Genomic DNA, 26450 nt, shown 5'->3' with positions numbered 1-26450 from the left:
GCAATTATGAAGAGATTGACAGCTACTTTACTGGCAGCAGCAATGTGCATGGGTACATTTGCAGGCTGTGGAAGTAACACAGAAGAGACAACAGATAACAGCAATGCAGGTGCAGCAGCAGGCGAGACAGCAGCTGCTACTACGGAGAGCCAGACAGCTTCCGCTGAGAATGTGCATCTGGATGCGTTAAACGTATATTTTGTACCGTCCAGAGATCCGGAAGAGATCGTAACTGCAACAGAGCCGTTGAGTGATCTGTTAAAGAACGAGCTTGCGGGACTGGGCTATGATGTAGACAGTGTAAACATTTCCGTAGGTACGACATACGAGGCAGTAGGCGAGGCACTTTCCGCCGGAACAGCGGATGTTGGATTTATTCCGGGCGGTACTTACGTGCTCTATGATGACGGATGTGATGTGATCCTGACCGCAACCAGAGATGGTCTGAACAAGGACTCCGACAATCCGGCGGACTGGAATGACGGACAGCCGACAGAGGCATCTGACAAGCAGGCAGTATCTTACCGTGCTCTGTTCATCGCAGGTCCTTCTGAGAAAGGACAGGAGCTTGCAGACAAGGTAAATTCCGGAGAGGAGCTTACCTGGGATGATCTGGATAGCGCAAACTGGAGCGTGATGTCTTCTTCTTCACCGGCAGGCTACATTTACCCGGCATTATGGATGCAGGATCGTTACGGCAAGGGCATCACAGATCTTTCCAATGCAGTACAGTCTGATTCCTATGCAAGTGCATTCGCAAGACTTGCATCCGGACAGGTAGATGTATTGGTAACCTACGCAGACGCAAGACGTGACTACGAGGAAAACTGGACCAGCGAGTATGGACGCTCTGCTTCCATCTGGGAGGAGACGAACGTCATCGGTGTGACAGATCCGATCTACAACGATACCGTCTGTGTGAGCAAGACCTCTCCGTACATGGATGAGAACTTAAAGACAGCCATTCAGACAGCACTGATCAACATCGGCAATACCGAAGAGGGCAAGGCGGTTATCGCAATCTACAGCCACAACGGATATGAGCCGGCACAGTCTTCTGACTATGATAAGGAAAGAGAAGCACAGAAGCTGATTCAGGAACTGAACGCAGCCAACTAATCAGAAACGGGCAGACAAAGGGTGCAGTGTCAGCGGAGTGATCTTGGAAAGAGACATCACTCCGCTGTGCTGCACATTTTTTAAGGCAATGTGGAAGGAGCATTTATGATAGAGTTTTCAAACGTATCCAAGGTATATCCCAACGGCGTGGTTGGACTCGACGATGTCAATCTTACGATTGAGCAGGGCGAGTTTGTGGGAATCATCGGTCTTTCGGGAGCAGGAAAATCGACACTGCTTCGCACGATCAACCGTATGCATGACATTACTTCCGGTACGCTTACAGTGGACGGACAGGAGGTTAAGAACCTCAAAGGAAAACAACTGCGGAAATTCCGCCGCAATATCGGAATGATTTTTCAATCCTTTAATCTTGTGACACGCACCACGGTCATCCGCAACGTATTGATGGCAAAAGTGCCTGAGATGCCGTTCTGGCGTGTATTACTCGGTATATTTAAAAAAGAAGACAAGTTGAACGCTTTGGAGGCACTCGACAAAGTGGGCATTTTAGATAAGGCATATATCCGTGCGGACCAGCTTTCAGGCGGACAGCAGCAGCGCGTGGCGCTCGCCCGCACACTTGCACAGAATCCGAAAATCATCCTCGCGGATGAGCCGGTAGCGGCGCTCGATCCGGTAACAGCAAAGCAGGTAATGAGCGATTTTAAGAAGATCAATCAGGAAATGAACATTACCATTTTGATCAATATCCACCACGTAGAACTGGCGCTTGCCTATGCGGACCGGATCATCGGTATCCGCGCCGGAAAGATCGTCTATGACGGACCTTCCGCGGATGTGACAGAGGATGTGTTAAACATGATCTATGCCGGAAAGATACCGGATGAGGTGGAGGAAGCCTGATGGGAATATATGATAAAATTTTCAAGCCGAAGAAACTGGTGTTATCCGACGGAAAAGTAGTGGAGGAAAAACGCACGCGCACACCGCTTGTACTTCTTCTGCTTCTGATTGCGACCGTCATTTCCGTCCGGATTACCGGTTTTTCGCTCAATACGATTCTCACACGCGGAAATCAGTTTTTTGTCATATTAGGACAGATGTTTCCGCCAAAGACGGGATATTTAAGCAGTATCTGGGGACCGCTTTTAGATACGATCAAGATGTCGCTGCTCGGCTCCTTCATCGGTGGGGTTCTGGCAATTCCATTTGCCATCCTGGCATCCAGCAATCTGGTCAAAAATAAGGTCGTTCTGGGCGTGGTGCGTATCTTCTTAAGTATCGTGCGTACGATTCCGACCCTGGTGGCAGCACTGATTGCGACTTATATCTGGGGACTTGGAACAATGGCAGGAACTGTGGCAATTGCCGTCTTTACATTTGCTTATGTCGGCAAGCAGCTTTACGAGCTGATTGAGACGGTTGACATGGGAGCTTACGAAGCGATGGAAGCGATGGGAGCTGGCAGGGCACAGGCATTTCTGGCAGCGATCCAGCCGCAGGTGCTTCCGGCATATCTTTCCGTCTGCCTGTTCTGTTTTGAGGGAAATGTCCGCTATGCGGCAATCCTGGGATATGTAGGTGCCGGAGGACTCGGTCTGATCTTAAACGAGAAGATCGGTTGGAGAGAGTACGACAGCGTGGGCATGATCCTCGTGGTATTATTCGGAACGGTGCTCGTGATCGAGGCACTCAGCCATTATATTCGTAAGAAGCTTACCTAGGAGGGGACAAGGCAGAATGAAAAAAGAAATAGATAAAATGTATGAGCAGAAGCCGAAGACGTGGTATGCGAAGATTCTTGTGGCACTCATCGTTGCAGCACTTCTGGCATGGTCGATGTCCACGGTGCAAAGCGGAACAACAGGCGGCGATGGGCTTACGGTAGCGGGAAAGATTATCAGCGGCATTTTTCATCCGGACACAGCGCTCTTATTTAATTTTACAACCTCCGGCGTGGCGTATCTGCTGTTGGAGACAATGTGTATCGCATTTCTGGGTACGATTGTGGGAGCAGTGCTCTCGATCCCGCTGTCTTTTCTGGCTGCAGCCAACCTTGTTCCGAAGCCGATTGCACTGATTTTCCGTGTGTTTATTATGGCGATCCGCACAATACCGGCATTTGTATATGGACTGATGTTCATCCGTGTGACGGGACCGGGACCATTTGCGGGACTTCTGACGATGTCCCTGTGCTCGATCGGTATGATCAGCAAGATGTTTATTGAGAGTATCGAAGACCTTGACACCAAGATACTGGAATCGCTTGATGCAGCGGGATGCACGATGTTCCAGAAGATCCGTTATGGCATTCTGTCACAGTTATTCCCGGACTTTATGTCAACGTTAATCTATCGTTTTGACATGAATCTTCGTGATGCGACTGTGCTTGGTCTGGTAGGTGCCGGCGGTATTGGTGCGCCGCTTATTTTTGCAATGAGCGCGTACAAATGGAATCAGGTGGGTGCAATCCTTGCAGGACTGATCGTGCTGATTCTGATTGTGGAAGTAATCTCCACAAAGATCCGTGTGAAGCTGACGCGGGGATAACTATAATACGACTGAGGGATAAGATGGAACAAACGTTAAAGATATATTTTACCTCGGATGTTCACGGGTATTTTTACCCAACGACTTACGGGGATTTGAAACGAAAAGATCTGGGGCTGTTCTCGTTTGCCCGGGATTTCAAAAAAGATGAGAATACACTGGTAATTGATGGCGGAGATATATTGCAGGGCTCCGCCTTTGCCTACTATTGCAGGCAGAAGTCAGGATCGCCGCAGGCCATTGTGGATATCATGAACGACTGCGGCTACGATTATTATACGCTCGGCAACCATGATTTTAATTATGGGATGGACTATCAGAACGCTTACATAGAGGCTCATCACGGCGCGTGTGTCTGCCAGAATGTTGTAGATGAGGCGGGAAGAGCATGCCATCCGTATGTGATCCACACGCTTGGAAACGGACTCCGGGTCGGGATTGTCGGTATTGTGACAGACTATGTGAATGTGTGGGAGCGGAAGGAAAATCTCGCGGGAATTTGCATTACAGACCCATTTGAGGCGGCAAAAGAGGCGCTTTTGCATCTGAAAAAAGAGGTGGACATTACGCTTTGCATCTACCACGGCGGATTTGAGTGTGATTTAAAGACCGGAGAGCGCCTGCAGAAGACGACGGAGAATGTCGGATACCGCATCTGTAAGGAACTGGATTTTGACATTCTGCTGACCGGGCACCAGCATATGTCCGTCGACGGGCAGTATGTGCACGGAACTTATGTGGTACAGCCGCTTGAGAATGCCAAAGAGTATCACTATCTGGAAGCGGAGCGGACAAAAGACGGACTTGTTGTCCGCTCCGAGAAGCGTGTCGCCGACGGAGCAAATGCTGTCGGTGCATTATGCGAAAAGTATGCCGCAGAGGAAGAGCGGGTACAGAGCTGGCTGGATCAGCCGATCGGGCATTTAAGCCGGGCGCTTCTTCCCGGAGAAAAAGCGGAAATGGCGCTGCACGGTTCGCCGATTGCCGATTTTTTAAACCGGATACAGTTACATTTTTCCGGCGCACAGCTGTCAGCGGTCGGTCTTGCCAATGAGATCGCCGGATTTCGCAGCGAGGTGAGTGTCCGCGACATTATAGCAACCTATCCGTATCCGAATACGCTCATCGTATGCAGGATCAGTGGAAAACAGTTAAAGCAGGTGATGGAGCGGAGCGCGGAGTATTTTGCCGTCGCCACGGATGGAACGGTGCAGGTTGCGGAAAGCTTCCTTGTGCCGAAGGTGGAGCACTATAACTATGACTACTATATGGGGGCAGCATATGAGATTGACCCGGCTGCACCGGTCGGAAACAGGATTAAAAATCTGACTTACCAGGGAAAGACGGTAACGGAGACAGATTCTTTTACGCTGTGCCTTAACAATTACCGTTACAGCGGAGCGGGCGGATATGAAGTATATACGGAATGTGAACTTGTCCGTGAAATCAATACGGAGATGGTGGAACTCATTCTGGAATATTTCAAAGAGAATCCTTATGTGGAAGTGTAATTGTAGGTATTGCACAAAAATAAAAAGATAAATTGAACACAAGTGCCGAAAGTGTCGAAAAGGATGGAATTGTTGCAATAAGCATAGCCCTCTTTTGGGTGATAAGTAATACTATGAGAAATAGATACTTAAAAGTTCCAGATAAACATGCGGCGGCAAATTCTGACCGCAAAATCCGGTATTTCTAACCATGCCGCAGCCGGCATCCGTGATGATCCGTGTCTTTCCAAGTTTGAAACACTCTACGGACTGTGTCCGCAAGCCAGCAGACAATTTTAGGACTTTTGTGTGTGTCCCTTATGGCACCTCTGAACAAAACATAACCGCGCGAAGCCGCTGTCTGAGTCGGCATCTGCCCTATTTTCAATAGCAGATGCCGGCGAGTTCGGTTCGCGCGGTTTTATATTGTCTGTGAAGAGATGCCATTAGGGACACCAGAAAGTCCGCTCATTGTCTGCGGCTTGTCGGACACACTCCGTGAGTGTCCAAACGTGGCCAAGACACGGAATGGGATGCCAGCCACGGCATGGAAGAAATACTCGAATTTTGCTTCAAAGAATTTGCCGCCGTCTGTTTATTCTGGAACTTTTTTGTTCTCTGGTCTTCTAATAATATTACTTATCACTCCAAAGCACGATATGCTCATTGCGGCAGTTCCATCCTTTAATCGTTTTTAATAAAAAGACTCTTGTAGAATAACCGCATTCTGTGTTAAAATATGTTCAACAAAAGCATATTTCTTACGAGTTCAGGGTGTTCGCACCGTCTATTTTCTTATCACATTTCAGAGGTCTATGCTTTTTATCCAATCAACGAACGAGAAAAGCAGGGACGCTGGGGTGGCGGTTCCTGCAAAAAGGGGGAACTGCATATGGAAGAGAAGAGGCCGAAGGCGAGGCGGGAGTACAAGGATACGGTATTCCGCATGCTCTTTTCAGACGAGAAGAATCTGCTGTCGCTTTACAATGCCGTGACCGGAAGGTCATATGAGGATGCCAAGGAGCTTGAGATTGTCACGTTGGACAATGCAGTCTACATGGGGATGAAGAACGATCTGGCATTTTTACTGGATCTGCACATCTCTCTGTACGAGCATCAGTCGACGAAGAACCCGAACATGCCACTGCGGGATCTGTTCTATATTTCTTTGGAATATCAGAAGTATGTGAGTGACAAGTCGCTGTATTCGTCCGCATTGCTGAAGATTCCTGCTCCCGTGTTTATCGTGTTTTACAATGGCGCGGAGGACATGGAGGAGCGCACGGAGCTTCGACTGTCACAGGCATATGAACACTTTGAGGGAGAGCCGAATCTGGAATTGAAGGTTAGGGTGCTTAACATCAATGCCGGACATAATGCAGAGCTTATGGAGCAGTGCAGGATGCTGAAGGAATATGCACAGTATGTGGCAAGAGTCCGCGGGTACACCGCTTCTATGAAGCTGGAAGAGGCGGTGCGGCGGGCGATTAAGGAGTGTATTGCGGAAGGGATCTTAGCGGATTTCCTTCGGAAGAATCGTGCGGAGGTGGAAATGGTGAGTATTCTGGAATACGATAAGGAATATGAAGAGAAGAAGCTTCGCAAAGCGGAGTACGAAGCGGGGGAGCAGGAAGGTCTGAACCGGGGTCTGGCACAGGGGATTGTGGAGACCGGATGTGCCTACGGCGTATCGAAGAAGGAGATTCTTGAGCGGCTGCAGGAGAGGCTGAACATATCCTGCCAGACGGCACAGGAGTATTTTGCAAGGTACTCCGGCAAGAAGATCTCTTAGTCCGAGGCTGCCAGAGACAGGGTGCTGACAGATAGGTGCACAAGTACACAGGTATGATGCTGTATAGACGGACGGAGACAGACCGCTACAGACATCTGAGCCCGGCATGCTGACAGACACATCACAGCATGCCGGGCTTCTTTTTGCGTTACCGCGTTACATTGCGTCAGACCTCATTTCGTGGTAGAATAAACCTATCTTAAGAGCTGATCGGGATCTAAGGGGCCCGATGAGTATAAATGGGGAGTATATTTCACAATTAAGGAGGGTTTTTGCATGAAAAACAAAAGAAGAATTCTGGCGGGGCTGCTTGCGGCAGTTCTGACCGTGCCGCTGTTTGCCGGCGGCGCACAGATAACTGCGGCTGCGGAGGCGGCCGGGAAGACACTGGATGTGGTGTTCACGCACGACACCCACTCCCATCTGAACAGTTTTTCCACGGTGATTGACGGAGAATCCACAGAGGTGGGCGGATTTGCAAGGATCAAGACAGTGATTGATGAGCAGAAAGCGGAGAATCCGGACACGCTCGTTGTCGATGGCGGTGATTTTTCCATGGGTACGCTGGTGCAGACCGTCTATGAGGATGAGGCGGCAGAGCTTCGGATGCTGGGCGCAATCGGCTGTGAAGTGACGACGTTTGGTAACCATGAGTTTGATTACCGTTCCAGCGGACTGGCACAGATGCTGAAGAGTGCAGCCGAAAGCGGCGACGCACTGCCGGAGCTTGTGGTGTGTAATGTAGACTGGGATGCGATGGAGGCTGCGGGGTTAAACGACGGACAGCAGCAGATTTTAAGCGGATTTGAGGAGTACGGCGTGAAGGATTATGTCGTGCTGCAAAAGGGAGATGTCAATGTTGCTGTGACAGGTGTGTTCGGTGTGGACGCACTTGCCTGCGCGCCGACCTGTGAACTGTTATTCCGCGATCCGGTGGAAGCAGTCAAGGAGACGGTGGCAGAGATCAAGGCAAATGAGGATGTGGACATGATCGTCTGCGTATCACACAGCGGTACGTGGGAGGATGAGAGCAAATCCGAGGATGAGATTCTTGCCAGGAGTGTGCCGGATCTTGACCTGATTATCAGCGGTCATACCCACACAGAGCTCGCGGAGCCGATCGTGCACGGCGACACGTATATTGTATCCACGGGAGAGTACGGCAAGAAGATCGGAGAACTTTCCATGACCCAGAAGAGCGATGGCAGATGGGAGATAGCGGATTATAAACTGGTTCCGATTCTTTCGACCATCACTGCAGACGGAGCGACCCAGGAGAAGATTGATGGCTTCATGGAAGCGGTGGATACTGGTTATCTTGCAGATTTCGGGTACACCAAGGATGAGGTGCTTGCAACCAATAATGTGCAGTTTTCCACGTTGCATGATCTTGAGTATGAGCACACGGAACACAATCTGGGAGATTTGATGTCGGACGCCTATGTGTATGCCGTGGAGAACTCCGATGATTTTGACGGTGTGCCGGTGGATGTTGCCGTGGTTCCGAGCGGTACGGTGCGCGATACCTACACGGCCGGGGACATTACGGTGGAGCAGGTGTTTAATTCTTTTTCCCTTGGCATCGGTCCGGACGGCGTGCCGGGATACCCGCTGATCAGTGTCTATCTGACAGGGAAGGAACTTCGCACAGCCGCGGAGATTGACGCGTCCGTCTCCGATTACATGACGACAGCCAGACTTTATATGAGCGGACTTCATTTTACATACAATCCGAACCGCATGATTTTAAACAGGGTGACGGATATTTATCTGACCGATGAGAACGGAAGCCGCGTGGGGCTTGAGGACGATAAGCTGTACCGCGTTGTGGCAGATCTCTACAGCGGACAGATGTTAAGCGCGGTGACGGATATGTCGCACGGACTGTTGTCGCTTGTGCCAAAGTATGCGGACGGAACGCCGATCGAGGATTTTGAGGACGTCATCGTGATGGAGGGGAACCGCGAGTTAAAAGCGTGGGATTCGATTGCCAGATATATGCAGTCCTTTGAGGATACGGACGGCGACGGTATTGCCAATGTGCCGTCTTACTACAGCCAGATGCACGACCGCAAGGTGGTGGATGAGAGCCGCTCGCTCGGCGATCTTGTAAAGAGCCCGAATAAATATGCGGCTATGATTGTCGCCGTGATTCTGATTGTGATAATTCTGGTTGTATTACTGATTGTGTTAGTGGTAAAATTGATAAAACGCATACGGAGACGGAAAGCGCGGATACAATACATAAAAGATAATTGAAATACAGGAGACCATTATGAGTGCGCAGGATAAGACAGAGCAGGTGTTGCGGGAAATGCATATCATGTATGCCAACAGCGAGATGTATGATAAAGCGACAAACCGGGTTATCATAGACAAAAAGAAGGCGTTAAATCTCCTGCAGCGTCTGAATGTCTGCATCTACGAACTCATGGAGGAACATGAGCTTACCCAGCAGAGCCGCGATGCAGCAGAACGGCAGTTCCGCAGGAAAACGGACGGTATTGTCGAGGATGCGAACCGCATGGCGGAGGATGTGTATGCCGGATCGGTCATGTATACGGATGAGGCACTTCGCCGCGTACAGGATATTATGCAGGATGCGATGGACTCTGTCCGGGAGATCTGCGATAAGATGAATGATGCGCTCGCGCAGGAAAAGTCAAATGTGCGCAGGGATCAGTCGGAGTTAAAGAGCCACCTTGAGGATTTAAGGGATACGAACAAATACATGAATCTGATCGAGCAGCGCAACAAGGAGATTGCAAAGGAACGCGCGAAGCGCGGGCAGGAGAAAGAAGAGGCGACTTCCGTCTATGCATCCGTAAAGCCGGAGATCAAGATAAACGAAGAGTATTTTGAGAAGAATGGAATTCCGTTAGAGACAGAGGAACCGGAGGAAGAGCCGGAGAAGAACACCGGTGAGACCGGGGCGGAGATAAAAGTAAATCTCGATGCGGAATACTTCAAATGGAAAGAAGACGCTGACGGCGGCAAAGAGGAGAAGAAACCGGAGCGCCATTCTTTCTTTGGCAAGCGGTCGAAGTAATAGAATTGAAGAGAGAGTGGATATCCAATTGGTGGAAGATCCGCTCTCTTTTTTTACTCTAACCGGTAGGCGCGCGGCGACATGCCATAGTGCTTCCGGAACGCATCCCCGAAATAATTGCCGTCAGAAAAACCGCAGATCCAGGCAATTTCAGTGATCGAAGTGTCCGTCGTGCACAGAAGGTGCGCGGCGTTCTGAAGGCGGATGTGCGTTAAGTATTCCTTAAATCCGAATCCGGTTGTCTCCCGGAATTTTTTGGAAAAATAAGTGGGATTCATATGTGCGACCGCCGCGGCGGCTGCCAGTGAGACCGGTTCCTCGTAATGTTCGTAGATGTAGCGCGCGCTTTCCTGGATGGCGGTGCTGGTCTCGTCCAGAAATTGCGGAGTCTGGTGGACATCCTGGCAGCGCGCGATCTCAACCAGAAGCTCTGAAAAAAGACTTTTGGTCATGAGCGGTGCATAAGGATCGCTGCTTTCGGATTCAAGGCGCAGGCGCGTCATCAGGCGTTCTAACTGCGGACGGCTGGAAGACGGAATGGTGAGTCTGCTGCGGGAAAAAAGCCCGACGCAAAGATCCGGGCCGCTGGCGGCAGACACCCGGTGTAAGTAATCTTCCGAAAAAAAGATGTTGATGCGCTCGGCAGGACGCTTGGTTTCATAGAGAACGCGGTGCAGCACAGAGGGAGGAATCATAATCAGATCCCCTGGAAAGAGCCGGTAAATGCTGTGGCTGATAAAACAGCGGCACTGACCGGACAGCAGGTAATAAAATTCGTAGTACGGGTGATAATGGGATTCTCCCATATCAAAATGCGAATCGCGCTGTACCTGCGTAATTTTAAAATCGGCAATGCGGTCGTGACAGCTGGAGGAAGCGAAATCGTTCATGGGTATAACTCCTGTTCCTGGTTCCGTGAAGGTTTCTGCGGAATGGTGATTCTGGATTTTTGCCTGCAATGACAAAAAATCAGTAGTATAAAGCAAAATAACGGAAAAAATTCGTATAAATAAATATATTTTTGTTATACCATGGGAGAACAGAAAAGTAAAGAAACGCAGATACAAAAAGAATGGAGAAGAACATGCAGGCAGATCTTTCAAAAAAGGACGAACAATTTCGCGAGTTTTCCCTGAACGGACCCATGTGGCGGGTGGTATTGTATGTGGGATTTCCACTGGCGCTCTATGAGAGCCTGAACCAGCTTTTTAAGATACTCGATACCATGATGGCGTCACATATCGGCGCATCCGCGGTGTCCGCGGTCGCGTATTTGTCCCAGATCAACATGATGATCTCGGCGGTGGGAACCGGGCTTGCGGTGGGCGCCAGCATCAAGGTGAGCCAGGCATATGGGGCCGGCGATTTCATGCTGGTAAAAAAGCGTGTCAGCACAATGTTTGCCATGTGCGGGGCGCTCGGTATCGCAATACTGCTTGTCCTGGTGCCGTTCACGCCGGAGTTCCTGCGCCTGATGAATACACCGGAAGAATTTATTGCGGACGGGAGCACGTATTTCAGGCTGGAGTTGTTCGGAATGGTCATCACGTTTTTCAATAACGTCTACATCGCCATTGAGCGTGCCAGAGGAAATTCCAAACGGATTCTGATTCTCAATACGGCGGTCATCGTAGTGAAACTGGGGCTGACGGCATGGTTTGTCTACGGGCTGGACGGAGGCATCAATATGATCTCCTGTGCGACGATCATCTCACAGAGCTTTCTTCTTCTCGCTGCGTGCATCAATATGAACCAGAAGGGAAATGCGTTTGGCTTCTCATTGCGTGCCATCTCCATAAAAAAGGAGGTCATCTGCCCGATGCTCACGCTGTCGTTTCCGGTCATCGTGGAGCGGATTGCGTTTGCGGTTGGAAAGGTGATTGTCAATTCGATGAGTACCGTCTACGGTTCCTGGACGGTGGGAGCGCTTGGAATCTCCAACAATATCGGCGGAATCACGACAAACCCGCAGAACGGATTTCAGGAGGGAGGCTCCTCCATTATCAGTCAGAATCTGGGGGCTGGCAGACCGAAGCGCGCGCTTTTGGCGTTCCGCTGGGTGCTTTACATTGACATGCTCATCGGACTGGTCATCATGACGGCGTCGCTGTTATGCTTAAACCAGCTGGCAGGTCTCTTTGCCGGGGACAATGCAGAGTTTGCCGAGATGATCAAACAGATTTACCGGTTTGAGGCGGTCGGAGCAATCCCGCTCGGCGTCAACGCGGCGGTAATGGCGCTGCTCTATGGATTTGGAAAGACGCGTGTGACGCTGGTCATGAACTTCTGCCGTGTCTTTCTGTTCCGAGTGCCGGTACTTTGGGCGTTGCAGCAGTTCACGGATCTCGGAAACGTCAGCGCCGGCATTGTCATGGCGGTGAGCAATGTGGCGAGCGGCGTGCTTGCAGCGGTGGTGGGCGTCATCGAGATACGCAGAATCTGTAACACATACGATGTGCGGTATTTTGGCGGAGAACGGAAAAATTAAGAAATAAAAACTACACCTATAGATTGCAAATATTTCAACTCTATGTTAAAATGTCTAAAACAGTATCAATTCGATAGAATAAAGGACAGGACATGAGTATTAAAGATAGAATTCTGAAAAGGCGGGAAAGATTTGCATACGAACGCGCACACTGGGTGGATGCGGATCCCGAAGAGAGCTGGTTTTATCTTATGACGAACATACAGCGCAACAACCTGTATTCGCTGGTATTGATCGGACCGGCAATTTTTTGCATCTTATTTTACTATTTTACAGGGATTACGCCCAATATTGCGCTGTCTTATCTGATCATTGACATGATCGTCATCTTTTCCAAGAGGCATTTTGCAATCCGAAGAATCCGGGAGGATCAGGCGTATGCCCGGCTCGGTGACCGCACAGAGGTTCTTTTGCAGATGGCGCGGGAACTAAGTGAAAAAGACCAGATGAAGAGGGAACAGAATACAGATCACACAGATAAAAGGGATAAGAATAAAAGACACAGGAGAAGAGGAGGGACAGACAAAAGAGACAAAAGAAAGAGTGACACTACGACCGGGTAGCGTCCGTGTGCTTCATGACTTCGACAAGTTCACGCAGAATACGGATCTGCGCATCGGTGAGGTCTTTTACCTCGATGATCGTAGCGTAGGAATCGGTCGTGGTTCGTCCGAGAATATAGTCCGTGGATGTGTGATAGATATCAGCCAGTGCGATCAGGCGCTCCAGACTGGGGTTACGCTCCGTTTTCTCATAAGCGCTGATTAAGGCAGGCGTTACACCGAGACGATTTGCGACTGCACTCTGGGACAGATGATTCTTTTCACGTAATTCAATTAAACGGTCTGCCATATTCTTGTCCATAATCAACGCCTCGCTTTCCTGCTTAGTCTAGTGCATGTTTCCCATACTTGCGGTTATGAAGAGATCAACTGTAAGTTGAAAACGATACTACTTAGAATATGCAGGACATGAAAAAATACACCCGCTGAAGATAAAGAATATCATAGCAGGTGTATTTTTATCATTAAAGGCGCAGTTGTCACTGATATGGCAGAAAGCCCATTTGAAGCGGGATCAGAAGCCGTCGCCCTCGCGGTAACCGGTTTTGCTGGTGATCATTTCACTGTTGTTTTTCACTGTATCGGAAGGCGTGTAAGCCATATCTGTATAGAGGAACTGATGAAGTGCCGTGACATTGGACGATAGGTCGCAGGGAATCACGACATCTCCCACTTTGTTATAGCGGTGGGCGGTTTTTTCATATGGGAACCCGTTGGTCTCGCTGAGCTTGTAATTAAAAATATTGGTGGCGAGTGCAAGCAGATCCGCATTGGAGAAGCTGGTCTGAATATCGCTGAAGAGAGTGTTGATTAGTGCGTTGAGCGTCTTCAGATCGGATTTTTGTGCTTTGGCAATCATAGCTGAAAGTACCGCACGCTGACGTTCCGTGCGCTTGTAATCATCACCGCCGCCGTAACGGATTCGTGCAAATGCCGTTGCCTGCACGCCGTTTAAGGTGTAAGTTCCGCCGGAAGACGGGCAGGAAGCGGTATTTCCGGTAAGGCGGTTTAATTCCTGAATATAGCCGAGCATCAGGCTGGCTTCGTCATCGGTGATCGTCATTTCCACGCCGCCCAGCAGATCCACACATTCGACAATTGCACTGAAATCCACCGTCACATAATCTGTGATTGCAAGATCGAGATTGGTATTGAGCATTGAGAGCGCCTGCTCGGGTCCTCCTTTTGCGTAGGCGGCGTTGCATTTTTCAAAGACTCCGCTGCCGGTGTCCAGATAGGTATCCCGGTAGATGGAGACCAGTTGGACCTCGTGCGTTTTGTTGTTGATATTGGCGAGCATAATGACATCGCTCCGCCCTTTGGACAGGGAATTGTTTGTACGGTTGTCCAGACCGAAGAGAGCAACTGTGCGATAGTCTGACATGGCATCCATTGTTTCGGAGGACAGATCTTCATTGATGGCGACTTGATCCATGTCAAGCTTTGTTTTCTGTATTTTTGAAAGTTTTACAACTGCAAACAACAAAAGAGTCAGCAGAAGAATCAGAATAATTTCTGCAATCAGCAAAATGACTCTGCGGCGTTTCTTCGTTTTTTTCTTTTTCATATCAAAGATCCTCCAGAATAAAAGCATGGTTGGGTTACCTGCTTATCTTAAAGCGGGAATATGCCGCCCGCAATAAAGATTCTCTTAATTTTGCGCGCAGATTTTTAAAAATAATTAAGAAATCTCCTCTATAACAATTTGCGCGTGTCTGTTAAAATGAAGAAAACAGGCAATAGAAAGGCTGATATGCAGTGCGATATCTGCCACGTTAGAATGGAGAGAAGAGAATGCAGACAATTCTGGTATGTGATGATGACAAAGAGATCGTGGAAGCGATCGACATATACTTACAGCAGGAAGGCTATCAGGTATTAAAGGCGTACGATGGAGAGGAAGCGCTTGAGATCTTAAAAGAAAAAGAAGTCCATCTTCTGATCATCGACGTCATGATGCCGCGGCTGGACGGCATCCGGGCAACGTTAAAGATCCGGGAGGAGAGCAGTATCCCGATCATTATTCTATCTGCGAAAACGGAAGATGCGGACAAGATTTTAGGACTTAATATCGGCGCGGACGATTATGTGGAAAAGCCGTTCAATCCTCTGGAACTGGTGGCACGTGTAAAGTCGCAGCTTCGCCGTTATACGCAGCTTGGCAATGCGGCAGAGAACGACGCGTCCGTATATACCGTCGGCGGTCTGTCGATCAACGATGATTTAAAAGAGGTCACGGTGGACGGGGAGACGGTTAAGCTGACGCCGATTGAATACAACATTCTGCTTCTCCTTGTGAAGAATCAGGGGAAGGTATTTTCTATCAACCAGATCTATGAGAGCATCTGGAACGAGGATGCGATCGGTGCGGACAATACGGTGGCGGTTCATATCCGCCATATCCGCGAGAAGATCGAGATCAACCCGAAAGAGCCGCGCTACCTCAAGGTAGTCTGGGGCGTGGGCTATAAGATTGACAAGAACTAGAGGAGCGTCTTTATGGAGAAAAGATCCTACAGTTACGGAATGAAAATAACGGGAGTGCTCCTTCATTCCTTTTTTACAATCGTTCTTACAGTGTCCGTGTTCCTTCTGGCATCGCTTGTCAGCAAGAATATTCTGGAGCTTACCGATATTGGAACCGATGATTTCCTTAGTTCCGGGTATTATCTGAAATGCATGGAGCAGAAGTGCAATGATCTGAACGATTATCTGCTCCTAACACAGAAAGGCGCGCTTCGGACAGCGGAGGATGAGAAACGCTATCTGCAGTATACCAATGAATTTAAGCAGGAGAGTACAAATTTCTGCTACTGGTATAAGATCAATGGCGTGTGGTATACTAATCAGCCAGATACCAGAGAGGGGCAGCAGTTCGATACGCAGACGGTTCTCATGGAGGCAAAGACCATGGGAGATTATCTGCTTTACGATATGGAAGACAAGGAATTTGGCACGGATATCCGGGGACTGGAGAATTATTTTTTCAGCAATAACGGCAATCAGATCTACTGGCCCCTGGAAGACGTGGTGCTTGTCATCGGCGTGGACACACAGCTTTCGGCAGGGGATGATCTGCGGGATGCCAAGATAGAATATGAAAGGCTTCATCCGTGGATCAAAGTGAGCATTGCAGGGGCAATTATCAGTCTGCTGGGCTGGATTCTGACGCTTGTGTACCTGACACTGGCAGCGGGACACAAGGAGGGGGAGGAAGGCATCGCCTTAAGCTCCATTGACCGCATCAAGACCGAACTTATGATTGCTGGCTTTGTGTTTTTATCGGCGGAGCTGGTTATGCTGCTTGCGAGAGCAAGCAGCCGGGAATGGGAGGTTGCAGGTCTCCTTGTCGCATCAGGGACCATCAGTTTTCTCATTGATACGCTGTTTCTTATCTTCTATCTGAGTATGGTGCGTCGCCTGAAAGCGGAAGTGATGTGGGAGAACAGCCTTGTGTGCTGGCTTGGACGCGGGATTGAGAAGACGTTCCGGGAAAGGTCTGTCACAGTTAAGATTTTGATGATCTTTGCGATTCATATGATCGTCTGCTTTTTCCTGGCGGCGGGAGCGTTTTACTACAGAAATGTGCCGGCACTCATTGCCCTGCTCTTATTCAGCGCCATGGAGGCATACATTCTGCTCCGGAAAGCGGTGGAGCACTATCAGATCCTGCAGGGAGTTGAGGAGATTGCGGACGGTGATCTCTCTGCCAAGATTGACGTTGAAGAACTTCACGGTGAGGACCGGAAGCTGGCGGAGACGATCAACAATATCGGCGCCGGACTGTTGCATGCCGTGGACGACAGCACGAAAAACGAGCGCATGAAAGCGGATCTGATTACCAACGTCTCCCATGACATCAAGACACCGCTGACATCGATTATCAATTATGTCAACCTTATACAGCGCGAGGATGTGGACAACGAGCGCGTGAAAAACTACGTGAAGATCCTGGACGAAAAGTCCCAGCGCTTAAAGCAGCTCACAGAAGATCTGGTGGAGGCATCCAAGGTCAGTTCCGGGAATGTGAAGCTTGAGATGCACAAGATCGACATTGTGGAACTGGTGTGCCAGACTGGCGGCGAATTCAATGAAAAGTTCGAGGACAAAGAACTTACGATAGTGACAAAGCTTCCGCGCCAGGCGGTCTACATCTGGTCAGACGGACGGCACCTCTACCGCGTGATCGAGAATCTCTATAATAATGTCGCCAAGTATGCACTTCAAAAGACGCGTGTCTATGTGGAAGTGCAGGCGGACGAAGAACGTGCCGTCTTTTCTATTAAGAATGTTTCGGCGCGGTCACTGGCAAGAGAGAACAGCGAAGTGGAAGATCTGACGGAACGGTTTATCCGGGGGGATTCCTCCAGAACGACGGAGGGAAGCGGTCTGGGACTTTCCATCGCGAAGAATCTCACGCTTCTTATGGGAGGAATGTTTGATATTTCTGTGGATGGAGACCTGTTTAAGGCGACCATCGCTCTTCCGCTCTATGTGGAGGGACAGGAAGAAAGGGGGCAGTGATATGGTAAAAGCAGTGATCTTTGATATGGACGGGGTACTCATTGACACGGAAAAATGGCTGAACAAATACTGGCGCCAGGCGGCAGCGGAGGCGGGGTATGATATGACGGTGGAGGATGGTCTTGCGATCCGGAGTCTCGCGGCAAAGTATGCGGCGCCGTTTCTGCAGGAGCGGTTTGGAGCGGATTTCCCGTACTGGACGATCCGCGAGCGGCGCAAGGAACTGATGAAGGCGCACATCGCGGCGAACGGGATCGATAAAAAGCCGGGTGTGGATGAACTTCTGGACTATCTGCGGGCGCATCGGATTAAGACGGCGGTGGCAACTGCCACAGATCCGGCGCGCACAAAGGATTATCTCACCAGAATCGGCATCTACGACAAGTTTGACCGTATAGTGTGCGCAACGATGGTGGAGAACGGCAAGCCCAAGCCGGATATTTATCTCTATGCCTGTGAGCAGATCGGGGAAGCGCCTGCGGACTGTATTGCGGTCGAAGATTCCCCCAACGGCGTGCGCTCCGCAACGGATGCGGGAATCCGGACGGTCATGGTGCCGGATCTGGCGGAACCGGATGCGGACACGGCAAAACGCATCGCGGCAAAAGCGGGTACACTCTTTGATATCATACTGATGTTTGAAGACGGCGATTTGTCATGATAAAGCGCGAAAGTGCTTGATTTTTACCTGCAAGACCGATATAATTTTTGAAAGGCTATGATAAGGGCAAGGAGGAAATCATGAAGTTATATGACAGCGGAGTATATCTGGTAAACGGAACGGAACTGGTTGCGGATGACGCGCAGGCAGCTGCCGCAATAAAGAGCAGGACGGGCAGAGAGGTGGCAAAAGCCGAGGCGGCGCAGGGAACGATCGCATACGGCATTTTAAAGGATCACAATGTATCCGGCAATATGGACAAGCTGCAGGTCAAGTTTGATAAGCTGACTTCCCACGACATTACGTTCGTAGGAATCATACAGACAGCACGTGCATCGGGACTGGAGAAGTTCCCGATTCCGTATGTACTGACGAACTGCCACAACAGTCTCTGCGCAGTGGGCGGCACCATCAACGAGGATGACCACATGTTTGGGCTGACCTGTGCAAAGCGCTATGGCGGAATCTATGTGCCGCCTCATCAGGCAGTCATTCACCAGTTTGCCAGAGAGATGCTGGCGGCAGGCGGCAAGATGATCCTCGGATCGGATTCCCACACGAGATACGGAGCGCTCGGTACCATGGCAGTCGGCGAGGGCGGTCCGGAGCTGGTAAAGCAGCTTCTCTCCAAGACATACGATATTGATATGCCGGGCGTAGTCGGCGTTTATCTGACGGGTACACCGCGCAAGGGCGTCGGACCGCAGGATATTGCACTGGCGATCATCGGCGAAGTATTTGACCGCGGTTATGTGAAAAATAAGGTCATGGAGTTCGTCGGACCGGGTGTTTCCAACATGAGTGTGGACTATCGTATCGGTGTGGACGTCATGACAACCGAGACGACCTGCCTTTCCTCTATCTGGAGAACGGACGATGCGGTGAAGGAGTTCTATGAGATTCACGGCAGAGCAGGAGATTACAAGGAACTGAATCCGGCAGCAGTCGCTTACTATGACGGAATGATCGAAATCAATCTGGATGAGATCAAACCGATGATTGCGATGCCGTTCCACCCGAGCAACACCTACACGATCGAGGAGCTGAACGCAAACCTGATGGATATTCTGGATGACTGCGAGAAGCGGGCAGAGGTAAGCTTTGACGGTGCGGTCAAGCTCGACTTAAAGAGCAAGGTCAGAAACGGCAGACTGTATGTGGATCAGGGTATTATCGCAGGCTGCGCGGGCGGCGGTTTTGAGAATATCTGTGATGCGGCGGACATCTTAAAGGGTGCGTCGATCGGACCGGATGAGTTTACGCTCAGCGTTTATCCGGCAAGTACGCCGATTTATATGGAACTGGTGAAAAATGGAGCCGTTGCCACGTTGATGGAGACGGGTGCGATTGTGAAGACGGCATTCTGCGGACCGTGCTTTGGCGCAGGAGACACGCCGGCGAACAATGCATTTTCCATCCGCCACTCCACGAGAAACTTCCCGAACCGCGAGGGTTCCAAGGTGCAGAAGGGACAGGTTGCTTCCGTGGCGCTTATGGACGCGCGTTCCATCGCTGCGACGGCGGCAAACAAGGGATATTTGACGGCAGCTACGGACGTGGATGTAGATTTTTCCAAGCCGAAGTATCATTTTGACAGTGCGATCTATGCAAACCGTGTCTTCGACAGCAAGGGCGTGGCAGATCCGTCCGTGGAGATCCAGTTCGGACCGAACATCAAGGACTGGCCGGCGATGAGTGCGCTTCCGGAGAATATGGTATTAAAAGTAGTATCGGAGATTCATGATCCGGTAACGACGACAGATGAGCTGATTCCTTCCGGCGAGACCTCTTCTTTCCGCTCGAACCCGCTCGGATTGGCAGAGTTTGCACTCTCCAGAAAAGACCCGCAGTACGTGGGACGTGCAAAGGAGATCCAGAAGGCACAGAAAGCAGTCGAGGAGGGCACATGTCCGGTTGAGGCAGTCGAAGAACTGCGCCCGGTAATGGATGCGATCCGTGCGGCATTTCCGGAGAAAACGTTTGGCGAAGAGATGAAGCCGGGAACACTTGGCTTCGGAAGTACGATTTTCGCGGTGAAGCCGGGCGACGGTTCTGCGCGTGAGCAGGCAGCGTCCTGTCAGAAGGTGCTTGGCGGCTGGGCAAACATCGCCAATGAGTACGCGACAAAGCGTTACCGCTCGAACCTTATCAACTGGGGTATGCTTCCGTTTGTCATTCCGGAGGGAGCGCTTCCGTTCCAGAATCTGGATTATCTGTTTTTGCCGGACATCCGCAAGGCAGTGGAAGAAAAGCAGAGCGAGATTACCGCATACGTGGTGAAGGGTTCTGAGTTAAAGGAATTTAAGCTGGGACTGGGTGCGATGACGGACGACGAGAGAGAGATTATCTTAAAAGGTTGTCTGATCAATTATTATCGCGGATAAGCCCGTTTCGTGGCAATAGGATCAGAGAGAACAGGCAGTGTTAAGAAATGCACTGCCTGTGTTTTTACAGCGGAGTTTGTTTTAACTAACCAAAAAGTTTATTTTGTTGTAAATACAACAGACTAATTCCTGGTACCATGGTAGGATTTGGAAGAAATAGAAAACACGGGGTTGTGTAACAATAGAACATAGAGGAAAACGACCGCGTGTGTGAAATAGAAAGGAGAAATGAATGATGATGAATCCAAGAAAAGTTGCAGTAATCGGATGTGGTTTTGTGGGGGCGTCCATCGCGTTTGCCCTCATGCAGAAAGGACTGTTTTCAGAGATGGTGCTCATAGATGCCAATCACGCAAAAGCGGAGGGGGAGGCGATGGATTTAAGCCACGGCCTTCCCTACACGGCGTCGATGGACATCTATGCCGGGGACTATAAGGATGTGGCAGACTGCGGTCTGATCATTATTACCGCGGGAGCGAATCAGAAACCGGGAGAGACGCGTCTGGATCTGATCGAGAAGAATGTCGGAATTTTAAAATCAATCGTTCCGCAGATCACGGCGACGGCGTTCGAGGGAATTTTAATGATAGTTGCCAATCCAGTGGATGTGCTGACCTATGCGGCACAGCAGATATCCGGTTATCCGGTGGAGAGAGTCTTTGGCTCCGGTACGGTTCTGGATACGGCGAGACTCAAATATCAGGTTGGCAGACATCTGGATGTGGACAGCCGCAGCGTTCATGCCGTTATCATCGGTGAGCATGGCGACAGCGAACTTCCGGTATGGAGCGGGGCGAATGTGTCCGGAATCGATCTGAATCATTTCTGCGAACTGCGGGGACATTTCAACCACGAGGCATCCATGGAGCGCCTGTATGAGGAGGTGCGCGACAGCGCCTATGAGATCATAGAGCGCAAGGGTGCGACCTACTACGGCATTGCCATGGCGGTTGCGAGAATTGCAGAGAGCATTGTGAAGGATGAGCATGCCGTGCTTCCGGTGTCGGTGGAACTGCAGGGAGAGTACGGTCTGTCCGGTCTGGCACTCAGCATCCCGTCGGTGGTCGGCAAGAACGGAATCGAGAAGGTGCTTGAGATTCCGCTCAATGAGAAGGAGAAAAATGCACTTCTTGCGTCGGCAGACCAGCTGAAGGCAGTCATTGAAAAATTAACATTAAATTAGCGGCAAATAAAGAATAGCGATTGGAAAACCTCCCTGCATGGGGTATAATGTACGCATAGGCAAAAGTGAGCATGCATCGAAACGGATGCAGATGCTTGCAGCGGCAGCCGGATCCGATGCATGTGAACGCGTCAGCGGGTCCGGAAAACCGTAGGTTTTTCGGACCTTTTGCCGTAGGCGTAAGAAAAGCTGATAGGGCGAACGCCCGCGAGTCCGGAAGAGCGAAGCGGTTTCGGACGTGCACTGCGAGAGCAGAAGCGGCAGACAACAGAGGAACAGCAAGGAGGTTTACTATGGACAGTGAGAGACGACAGACAGACAATACTTCCGGCGACAGAAATGGCGGATGGAATTTAAAGCAATATGTAGTAATCGCGTTGGTAGTGTTTATTACGTTTTGCTGCTGTATACTGTTTTTCTTTATGATATATCGTTACAACGGGTTTGCGGATTTCTGGAAAAAGCTGACCACAATTCTTCAGCCTATTATTATGGGGCTGGTGCTTGCATATCTGCTCAATCCGGTAATGAAGTTTCTGGAACGTCATCTGATGAAGCTGTTGGAACCGCGGATGAAGAGCAAAACAAAAGCAAAAAAAATGTCGCGCGGCGTTGCGATCGCGGGGGCGTGGGTGTTCTTAGGGGGAATCGTTGTACTGCTTATCGCGGCGATTGTTCCTTCTATCATACAGAGTATACAGGGGATCGCCACGGGGCTTCCGAGCGAGGTCAAGAACATCATGGACTGGTCGGATGAATTCTTCAAGGGAGATTCGGAGATTGTAGGTGTTATAAACGATGTGCTGCAAAAAGCAAGCGATGCCGTACAGAAGTTTCTTGAAAATGATCTGCTGGCGCAGGTTCAGGTTTATCTGACGTCGATCGCAAGCGGTGTGATCTATACTTTAAAGTTTCTGCTGAATCTGGTGGTCGGCATCATTGTGTCCATTTATGTGCTGGCGAGCCAGGAGACGTTTGCAGGACAGGCGAAGAAAATCATTTACGCCATGTTCAAGCCGGTACGTGCGAACGTGATCGTTGAGACGGTGCGCAAGAGCAACGAAATCTTTGGCGGATTTATTTCCGGAAAACTTCTGGATTCAGCGATTATCGGTATTCTTGCCTATGTGGTGCTCACTATTATGAGAATGCCGGATACGATCCTGCTTGCAGTGATCATCGGCGTGACCAACATTATTCCGTTTTTCGGACCGTTTATCGGAGCAATTCCGTCATTCCTTATCGTTGTATTGCAGAATCCGCTGCAGGGAGTGTACTTTCTCATTTTCATCTTTATTCTCCAGCAGATCGACGGCAATATTATCGGACCGAAGATCCTCGGCGATTCTACTGGGCTTAGTTCCTTCTGGGTGGTATTTGCCATTCTGGTATTTGGCGGGCTGTGGGGATTCCCGGGCATGCTGCTCGGTGTGCCGCTCATGGCAGTAATCTACTATGTGGCACAGAAGCTGGTATCTTATTTTCTGCGAAAGCGGGGTCTGGTGGACGATACGGGAAGCTACATTCATCTGATGCGCATTGACAAGAGGACAAACGAGCTTGTCTATGAGGAAAAAACGGAGAAAGGCACCGAGGAAAAAATCGAAGAATCACCTGAAAAATAATATGCTGCCCTCATATAGGACAATGAAATATAAAAGTCCTATATGGGGGTATTTTCATGTCTGGAAAAAGTAAGATAATTCCAATAAAAAAAGACAGGCAGCACACCACTGCGTGACAGCCTTTTCGGACGAATATTTTTGACATCTATTAGTGCGTATGATAAACTAAAAGGTAATAAAAAGAGTGAAAATCGCACAGTTTGAGGTGGCACAAATTGGATAAATACGAATATAAATTAAAGCTGGATCAGATGAAGTCCTTTACCGCAGAGAATAATTACAAAGCCGCTGCGGAGATTGCGGACACGATCAACTGGCATAAAATAAAAAACGTCAACGCACTGATTAAGGCGGGAGAAATCTACGAGAATGTGGGAAGATATGAGGAGAGCAGGGACATTCTGCTCATGGCGTATGACAGATCTCCGATCGGACGAATGATTATCTACCGGCTTGCGGAGGTTGCCATCAAGATGGGGAACTGCGAGGAAGCGAGAGACTACTATCAGGAATTCGTGGAGATCGCCCCGCACGACAATCTCAAATACGTTCTGCGCTACGAGATCAGTAAGGCGGAGGGCGCCGATCTGCAGACGCTGATCGGAATACTGGAAGAATTAAAAGAGCAGGAATATTCCGAGGAGTGGGCGTTTGAGCTGGCATGCCTTTACCATAAGGCGGGGATGAGCGAAAAATGCATCGACGCCTGCGATGAGTTGATTCTCTGGTTCGGAGACGGACCTTATGTGGAGCGGGCGCTGGAGCTTAAGATGCTCTATCAGCCGCTGACCAGACAGCAGGAGGAAAAGTACCGGCAGTTCCGCCTCAAAAAAGAGGGCGTTGTGGAAGTGCGGCCGGAGGACGACCTTGAGTCCGGCGAGATTGTGAGCGAACCGGTGCAGATACCGAAGGTAAAGCTTTCACCGGAGCGTTTTAATACACAGAATCTGCAGGATGAACTTCGCAAGAATATGGTGCAGATCATGGAAGCGACCGACAAGGAAAAGGTCGAGGACAGCATGGATACGATCAAGAAGCTCGTGGAGGAGATTCCGTATCTTCAGATCCCCAAGGAGGAACCGTTGCCGCAGGATACGATCGAGATGCCCCATATCGAGACGGATGCAGAGATTGACAACTCGCTCAAGAGCAATTTTAAAGAGCTTCTTGCAGAGGATTATGACGGACAGATCAGCATGTATGTTCCGGATAAGGGGGCTACAGAGCCGCAGGTGACGGGACAGATGAGTATTGATGAGGTGCTTGCAGACTGGGAGAAGACCAAGCGTGCGGCAGAGACGGCGCTTGAGGAGGCGAAGCAGCGCAAGCTGGAATCCGCGAAGGCGCGTGCACTGCAGGAGGCAGGCGATATCATGGAGCGTCTGGTGGATGTGATTCCGAAGCTTGACTCCGGACTGACACCGAAGGATCTGCTGGATGAAGAGTATCTGGGCGGCCAGCCGATTGCTGACGATAAGGCGGCTGAGATGGTGGCGAACATGAACCAGATCTTACAGCAGGAGATCGACCGCTTATCTTCCGAGAATGCGAGAATGGATGAACAGCTTGCGGCGGCAAGTGCGGCGGAGGCAGCAGGTGTGGCGGAGCCGCAGGAAGCGTTGCAGCCGGAGGAGGCAGATTTCTGGGGGAACGGCATCACAGAGCTGACACAGAGCCCGTATGAGATAGAACCAGGTGCGGAGCAGCTTGCGGCGGAGGCTGCATATGAACCGCAGACAGATGCGGGATACGGAGCAGAGACAGAGCCGGTATATGCACCGGAGGCAGAGGCGGTATATGAGCCGCAGACAGGGGCGGTATATGAAACGCAGACAGATGCGGTGGTAAGTGAGACGGAACAGGCAGATGCGGCAGGAAGCTATGGCGGAATCGCGGAACCGGAGATTCCGGGCAGCTATACCGAAGAGACAGACCCGGATACGTTTACCCTGGGGGCCGATGTCCAGGCGCTTCTGGCAGAGGAAGCGGTGGCAAAAGACACGGCGCAGCCACAGGCGGCGGAAGAACCGGAGGATACAGACGATGCTGCCGGGATGGAAGAGCCGGATACGGCAGCACTGGGAGCCGACATCCAGGCATTGATGGAAGAGCAGAAGATACAGCCGGAGGACGAGGAACTTCCGAAGGCGGAGAAGTCCGGCGGAAAGCTGGCAGGCGGGGGACACCCGAAGAGCGGAGCTTCAAAAGCGAAAGCGGCAGACGACGTGCTTCCGAAGATCGAGGAGCCAGAGGAGGAAGGACATCAGGCAATTACCCGGCTTTCCAAAGAGCAGCGGGAGATTTTTACATATTTTGTGCCGATTAAGGGAATGGAACAGCAGCTGTGCCAGGCGCTTACGGGAGCAGCGGCAAGACTTTCGTCCGGTAAAACGGCTTCCACCGGGAATATGATTATTCAGGGCGGACAGGGAAGCGGCAAGACGGTGCTCGCGACCAGCATGATTAAGGCGCTCCAGAAGGAAGTGGGCAAGCCGAACGGAAAAATCGGCAAGATCGAAGCTTCCGTGCTGAATCAGAAAGATGTGGCGGCGCTCCTTAAAAAAGTGGCGGGCGGATGTCTGATTATCGAAAAGGCGGGAGCCATCTCAAGAGAGACGGCAGTCAAGCTTGGCACGCTGCTTGACAGTGACAACAGCGGATTGTTTGTGATTATGGAGGACACCAGAAGAGGAATCGAGAAGGCACTCAGCCGGGATGCGGGATTTGCAGCACGGTTTTCGGAGAAAATCAATATCCCGATCTTTACGAGCGACGAACTGGTGGCGTTTGCGAGATCCTATGCCAACGAACTGGGATACACCATCGATGAGATGGGAGTTCTGGCACTTTACAACAGCATCAGCAATATTCAAAAGCTGGATCAGGCGACAACCCTTACAGAGGTCAAGGATATTGTGGACGAGGCAATCGCCCATGCAGAACGGGGAGGACTTAAGAAGGCGTTCAGTATTATCACTTCCAGAAGATATGACGATGACGATTATGTCATCCTTCATGAAAAAGATTTTGGATTTTAAAATCAAGATAAAGGGGTAGA

General features: G+C 50.3%; 20 protein-coding genes. 17 read left to right on the top strand and 3 right to left on the bottom strand.

Annotation, left to right across the window (positions count from 1 at the left end; translation table 11 throughout):
• The first annotated feature begins 6 nt into the window (after positions 1-6).
• The 8 genes from RHOM_RS15510 to RHOM_RS15475 all read left to right on the top strand — a co-directional run bounded on the left by RHOM_RS15510 (position 7) and on the right by RHOM_RS15475 (position 9964).
• The gene (locus RHOM_RS15510) at positions 7-1119 is read left to right on the top strand and encodes a phosphate/phosphite/phosphonate ABC transporter substrate-binding protein (protein ID WP_014081221.1); all 1113 of its coding nucleotides are present in this window, start codon (positions 7-9) and stop codon (positions 1117-1119) included.
• A 105-nt stretch (positions 1120-1224) separates the two neighbouring features.
• Positions 1225-1986 (top strand): phosphonate ABC transporter ATP-binding protein, encoded by a 762-nt coding sequence (gene phnC / locus RHOM_RS15505; protein WP_014081220.1) that lies wholly within the window; start codon positions 1225-1227, stop codon positions 1984-1986.
• Positions 1986-2807: a phosphonate ABC transporter, permease protein PhnE gene (phnE, locus tag RHOM_RS15500; RefSeq protein ID WP_014081219.1), complete on the top strand. Its 822-nt coding sequence runs from the start codon at positions 1986-1988 to the stop codon at positions 2805-2807. The genes phnC and phnE (RHOM_RS15500) overlap by 1 nt, the downstream gene beginning before the upstream one ends.
• Before the next feature lie 16 nt (positions 2808-2823).
• Entirely contained in the window at positions 2824-3633 is an 810-nt protein-coding gene (gene phnE, locus RHOM_RS15495) for a phosphonate ABC transporter, permease protein PhnE (RefSeq protein WP_014081218.1), read from the top strand.
• A gap of 23 nt (positions 3634-3656) precedes the next feature.
• Positions 3657-5144 (top strand): bifunctional metallophosphatase/5'-nucleotidase, encoded by a 1488-nt coding sequence (locus RHOM_RS15490; protein ID WP_014081217.1) that lies wholly within the window; start codon positions 3657-3659, stop codon positions 5142-5144.
• 871 nt (positions 5145-6015) lie between these two features.
• Positions 6016-6915: an RpnC/YadD family protein gene (locus tag RHOM_RS15485; protein ID WP_014081216.1), complete on the top strand. Its 900-nt coding sequence runs from the start codon at positions 6016-6018 to the stop codon at positions 6913-6915.
• Positions 6916-7191: 276 nt separating this feature from the next.
• The gene (locus tag RHOM_RS15480) at positions 7192-9174 is read left to right on the top strand and encodes a bifunctional metallophosphatase/5'-nucleotidase (protein WP_014081215.1); all 1983 of its coding nucleotides are present in this window, start codon (positions 7192-7194) and stop codon (positions 9172-9174) included.
• 16 nt (positions 9175-9190) lie between these two features.
• Positions 9191-9964, top strand: coding sequence for a hypothetical protein (locus RHOM_RS15475; RefSeq protein ID WP_014081214.1), 774 nt, complete (start codon positions 9191-9193; stop codon positions 9962-9964).
• Between the two features lie 53 nt (positions 9965-10017).
• On the opposite strand, the gene RHOM_RS15470 is transcribed toward RHOM_RS15475, so the two are convergent.
• Entirely contained in the window at positions 10018-10854 is an 837-nt protein-coding gene (locus tag RHOM_RS15470; protein ID WP_014081213.1) for a helix-turn-helix transcriptional regulator, read from the bottom strand.
• A 194-nt stretch (positions 10855-11048) separates the two neighbouring features.
• On the opposite strand from RHOM_RS15470, the gene RHOM_RS15465 reads away from it, so the two are divergent.
• A complete protein-coding gene (locus RHOM_RS15465; protein WP_242823144.1) occupies positions 11049-12452 on the top strand; it encodes an MATE family efflux transporter in 1404 nt (467 codons plus the stop codon).
• A 92-nt stretch (positions 12453-12544) separates the two neighbouring features.
• Positions 12545-13015, top strand: coding sequence for a hypothetical protein (locus RHOM_RS15460; RefSeq protein ID WP_014081211.1), 471 nt, complete (start codon positions 12545-12547; stop codon positions 13013-13015).
• Here RHOM_RS15460 and RHOM_RS15455 read toward each other — a convergent pair.
• Both RHOM_RS15455 and RHOM_RS15450 read right to left on the bottom strand, forming a co-directional pair.
• On the bottom strand, positions 13002-13316 hold the full coding sequence (locus RHOM_RS15455) for a helix-turn-helix transcriptional regulator (protein ID WP_014081210.1): 315 nt from the start codon (positions 13314-13316) through the stop codon (positions 13002-13004). The two genes, RHOM_RS15460 and RHOM_RS15455, sit on opposite strands and share 14 nt — an antisense overlap.
• A 213-nt stretch (positions 13317-13529) precedes the next feature.
• Positions 13530-14582 (bottom strand): LCP family protein, encoded by a 1053-nt coding sequence (locus tag RHOM_RS15450; RefSeq protein WP_044025101.1) that lies wholly within the window; start codon positions 14580-14582, stop codon positions 13530-13532.
• Positions 14583-14809: 227 nt separating this feature from the next.
• Here RHOM_RS15450 and RHOM_RS15445 point away from each other — a divergent pair, with 227 nt between their 5' ends.
• From RHOM_RS15445 to RHOM_RS15415, 7 genes are all read left to right on the top strand, one after another.
• Positions 14810-15502, top strand: a complete 693-nt coding sequence (locus tag RHOM_RS15445) for a response regulator transcription factor (protein ID WP_014081208.1) — start codon at positions 14810-14812, stop codon at positions 15500-15502.
• Positions 15503-15514: 12 nt separating this feature from the next.
• The gene (locus RHOM_RS15440) at positions 15515-17539 is read left to right on the top strand and encodes a sensor histidine kinase (RefSeq protein ID WP_014081207.1); all 2025 of its coding nucleotides are present in this window, start codon (positions 15515-15517) and stop codon (positions 17537-17539) included.
• Position 17540: 1 nt separating this feature from the next.
• Positions 17541-18200, top strand: coding sequence for an HAD family hydrolase (locus RHOM_RS15435; protein ID WP_014081206.1), 660 nt, complete (start codon positions 17541-17543; stop codon positions 18198-18200).
• Positions 18201-18280: 80 nt separating this feature from the next.
• On the top strand, positions 18281-20584 hold the full coding sequence (locus RHOM_RS15430; RefSeq protein WP_014081205.1) for a hydratase: 2304 nt from the start codon (positions 18281-18283) through the stop codon (positions 20582-20584).
• Positions 20585-20819: 235 nt separating this feature from the next.
• Positions 20820-21767 carry an L-lactate dehydrogenase gene (locus RHOM_RS15425; RefSeq protein ID WP_014081204.1) on the top strand — a complete coding sequence of 316 codons (948 nt, stop codon included), beginning with the start codon at positions 20820-20822 and terminating at the stop codon, positions 21765-21767.
• A gap of 293 nt (positions 21768-22060) precedes the next feature.
• Positions 22061-23392 carry an AI-2E family transporter gene (locus RHOM_RS15420; RefSeq protein WP_014081202.1) on the top strand — a complete coding sequence of 444 codons (1332 nt, stop codon included), beginning with the start codon at positions 22061-22063 and terminating at the stop codon, positions 23390-23392.
• Between the two features lie 215 nt (positions 23393-23607).
• Entirely contained in the window at positions 23608-26430 is a 2823-nt protein-coding gene (locus RHOM_RS15415) for a tetratricopeptide repeat protein (protein ID WP_014081201.1), read from the top strand.
• The last annotated feature ends 20 nt before the right edge of the window (positions 26431-26450 follow it).

Source organism: Roseburia hominis A2-183 (assembly GCF_000225345.1).
GTDB lineage: Bacteria > Bacillota > Clostridia > Lachnospirales > Lachnospiraceae > Roseburia > Roseburia hominis.
Note: the sequence above shows the minus strand (reverse complement) of the source record. Positions and strands in the feature narration are given on the sequence as shown.

Coding starts and splice junctions, on each gene's coding strand:
- RHOM_RS15510 (WP_014081221.1), top strand. CDS start 7: ATGAAGAGATTGACAGCTACTTTACTGGCAGCAGCAATGTGCATGGGT.
- phnC (WP_014081220.1), top strand. CDS start 1,225: ATGATAGAGTTTTCAAACGTATCCAAGGTATATCCCAACGGCGTGGTT.
- phnE (WP_014081219.1), top strand. CDS start 1,986: ATGGGAATATATGATAAAATTTTCAAGCCGAAGAAACTGGTGTTATCC.
- phnE (WP_014081218.1), top strand. CDS start 2,824: ATGAAAAAAGAAATAGATAAAATGTATGAGCAGAAGCCGAAGACGTGG.
- RHOM_RS15490 (WP_014081217.1), top strand. CDS start 3,657: ATGGAACAAACGTTAAAGATATATTTTACCTCGGATGTTCACGGGTAT.
- RHOM_RS15485 (WP_014081216.1), top strand. CDS start 6,016: ATGGAAGAGAAGAGGCCGAAGGCGAGGCGGGAGTACAAGGATACGGTA.
- RHOM_RS15480 (WP_014081215.1), top strand. CDS start 7,192: ATGAAAAACAAAAGAAGAATTCTGGCGGGGCTGCTTGCGGCAGTTCTG.
- RHOM_RS15475 (WP_014081214.1), top strand. CDS start 9,191: ATGAGTGCGCAGGATAAGACAGAGCAGGTGTTGCGGGAAATGCATATC.
- RHOM_RS15470 (WP_014081213.1), bottom strand. CDS start 10,854: ATGAACGATTTCGCTTCCTCCAGCTGTCACGACCGCATTGCCGATTTT.
- RHOM_RS15465 (WP_242823144.1), top strand. CDS start 11,049: ATGCAGGCAGATCTTTCAAAAAAGGACGAACAATTTCGCGAGTTTTCC.
- RHOM_RS15460 (WP_014081211.1), top strand. CDS start 12,545: ATGAGTATTAAAGATAGAATTCTGAAAAGGCGGGAAAGATTTGCATAC.
- RHOM_RS15455 (WP_014081210.1), bottom strand. CDS start 13,316: ATGGACAAGAATATGGCAGACCGTTTAATTGAATTACGTGAAAAGAAT.
- RHOM_RS15450 (WP_044025101.1), bottom strand. CDS start 14,582: ATGAAAAAGAAAAAAACGAAGAAACGCCGCAGAGTCATTTTGCTGATT.
- RHOM_RS15445 (WP_014081208.1), top strand. CDS start 14,810: ATGCAGACAATTCTGGTATGTGATGATGACAAAGAGATCGTGGAAGCG.
- RHOM_RS15440 (WP_014081207.1), top strand. CDS start 15,515: ATGGAGAAAAGATCCTACAGTTACGGAATGAAAATAACGGGAGTGCTC.
- RHOM_RS15435 (WP_014081206.1), top strand. CDS start 17,541: ATGGTAAAAGCAGTGATCTTTGATATGGACGGGGTACTCATTGACACG.
- RHOM_RS15430 (WP_014081205.1), top strand. CDS start 18,281: ATGAAGTTATATGACAGCGGAGTATATCTGGTAAACGGAACGGAACTG.
- RHOM_RS15425 (WP_014081204.1), top strand. CDS start 20,820: ATGATGAATCCAAGAAAAGTTGCAGTAATCGGATGTGGTTTTGTGGGG.
- RHOM_RS15420 (WP_014081202.1), top strand. CDS start 22,061: ATGGACAGTGAGAGACGACAGACAGACAATACTTCCGGCGACAGAAAT.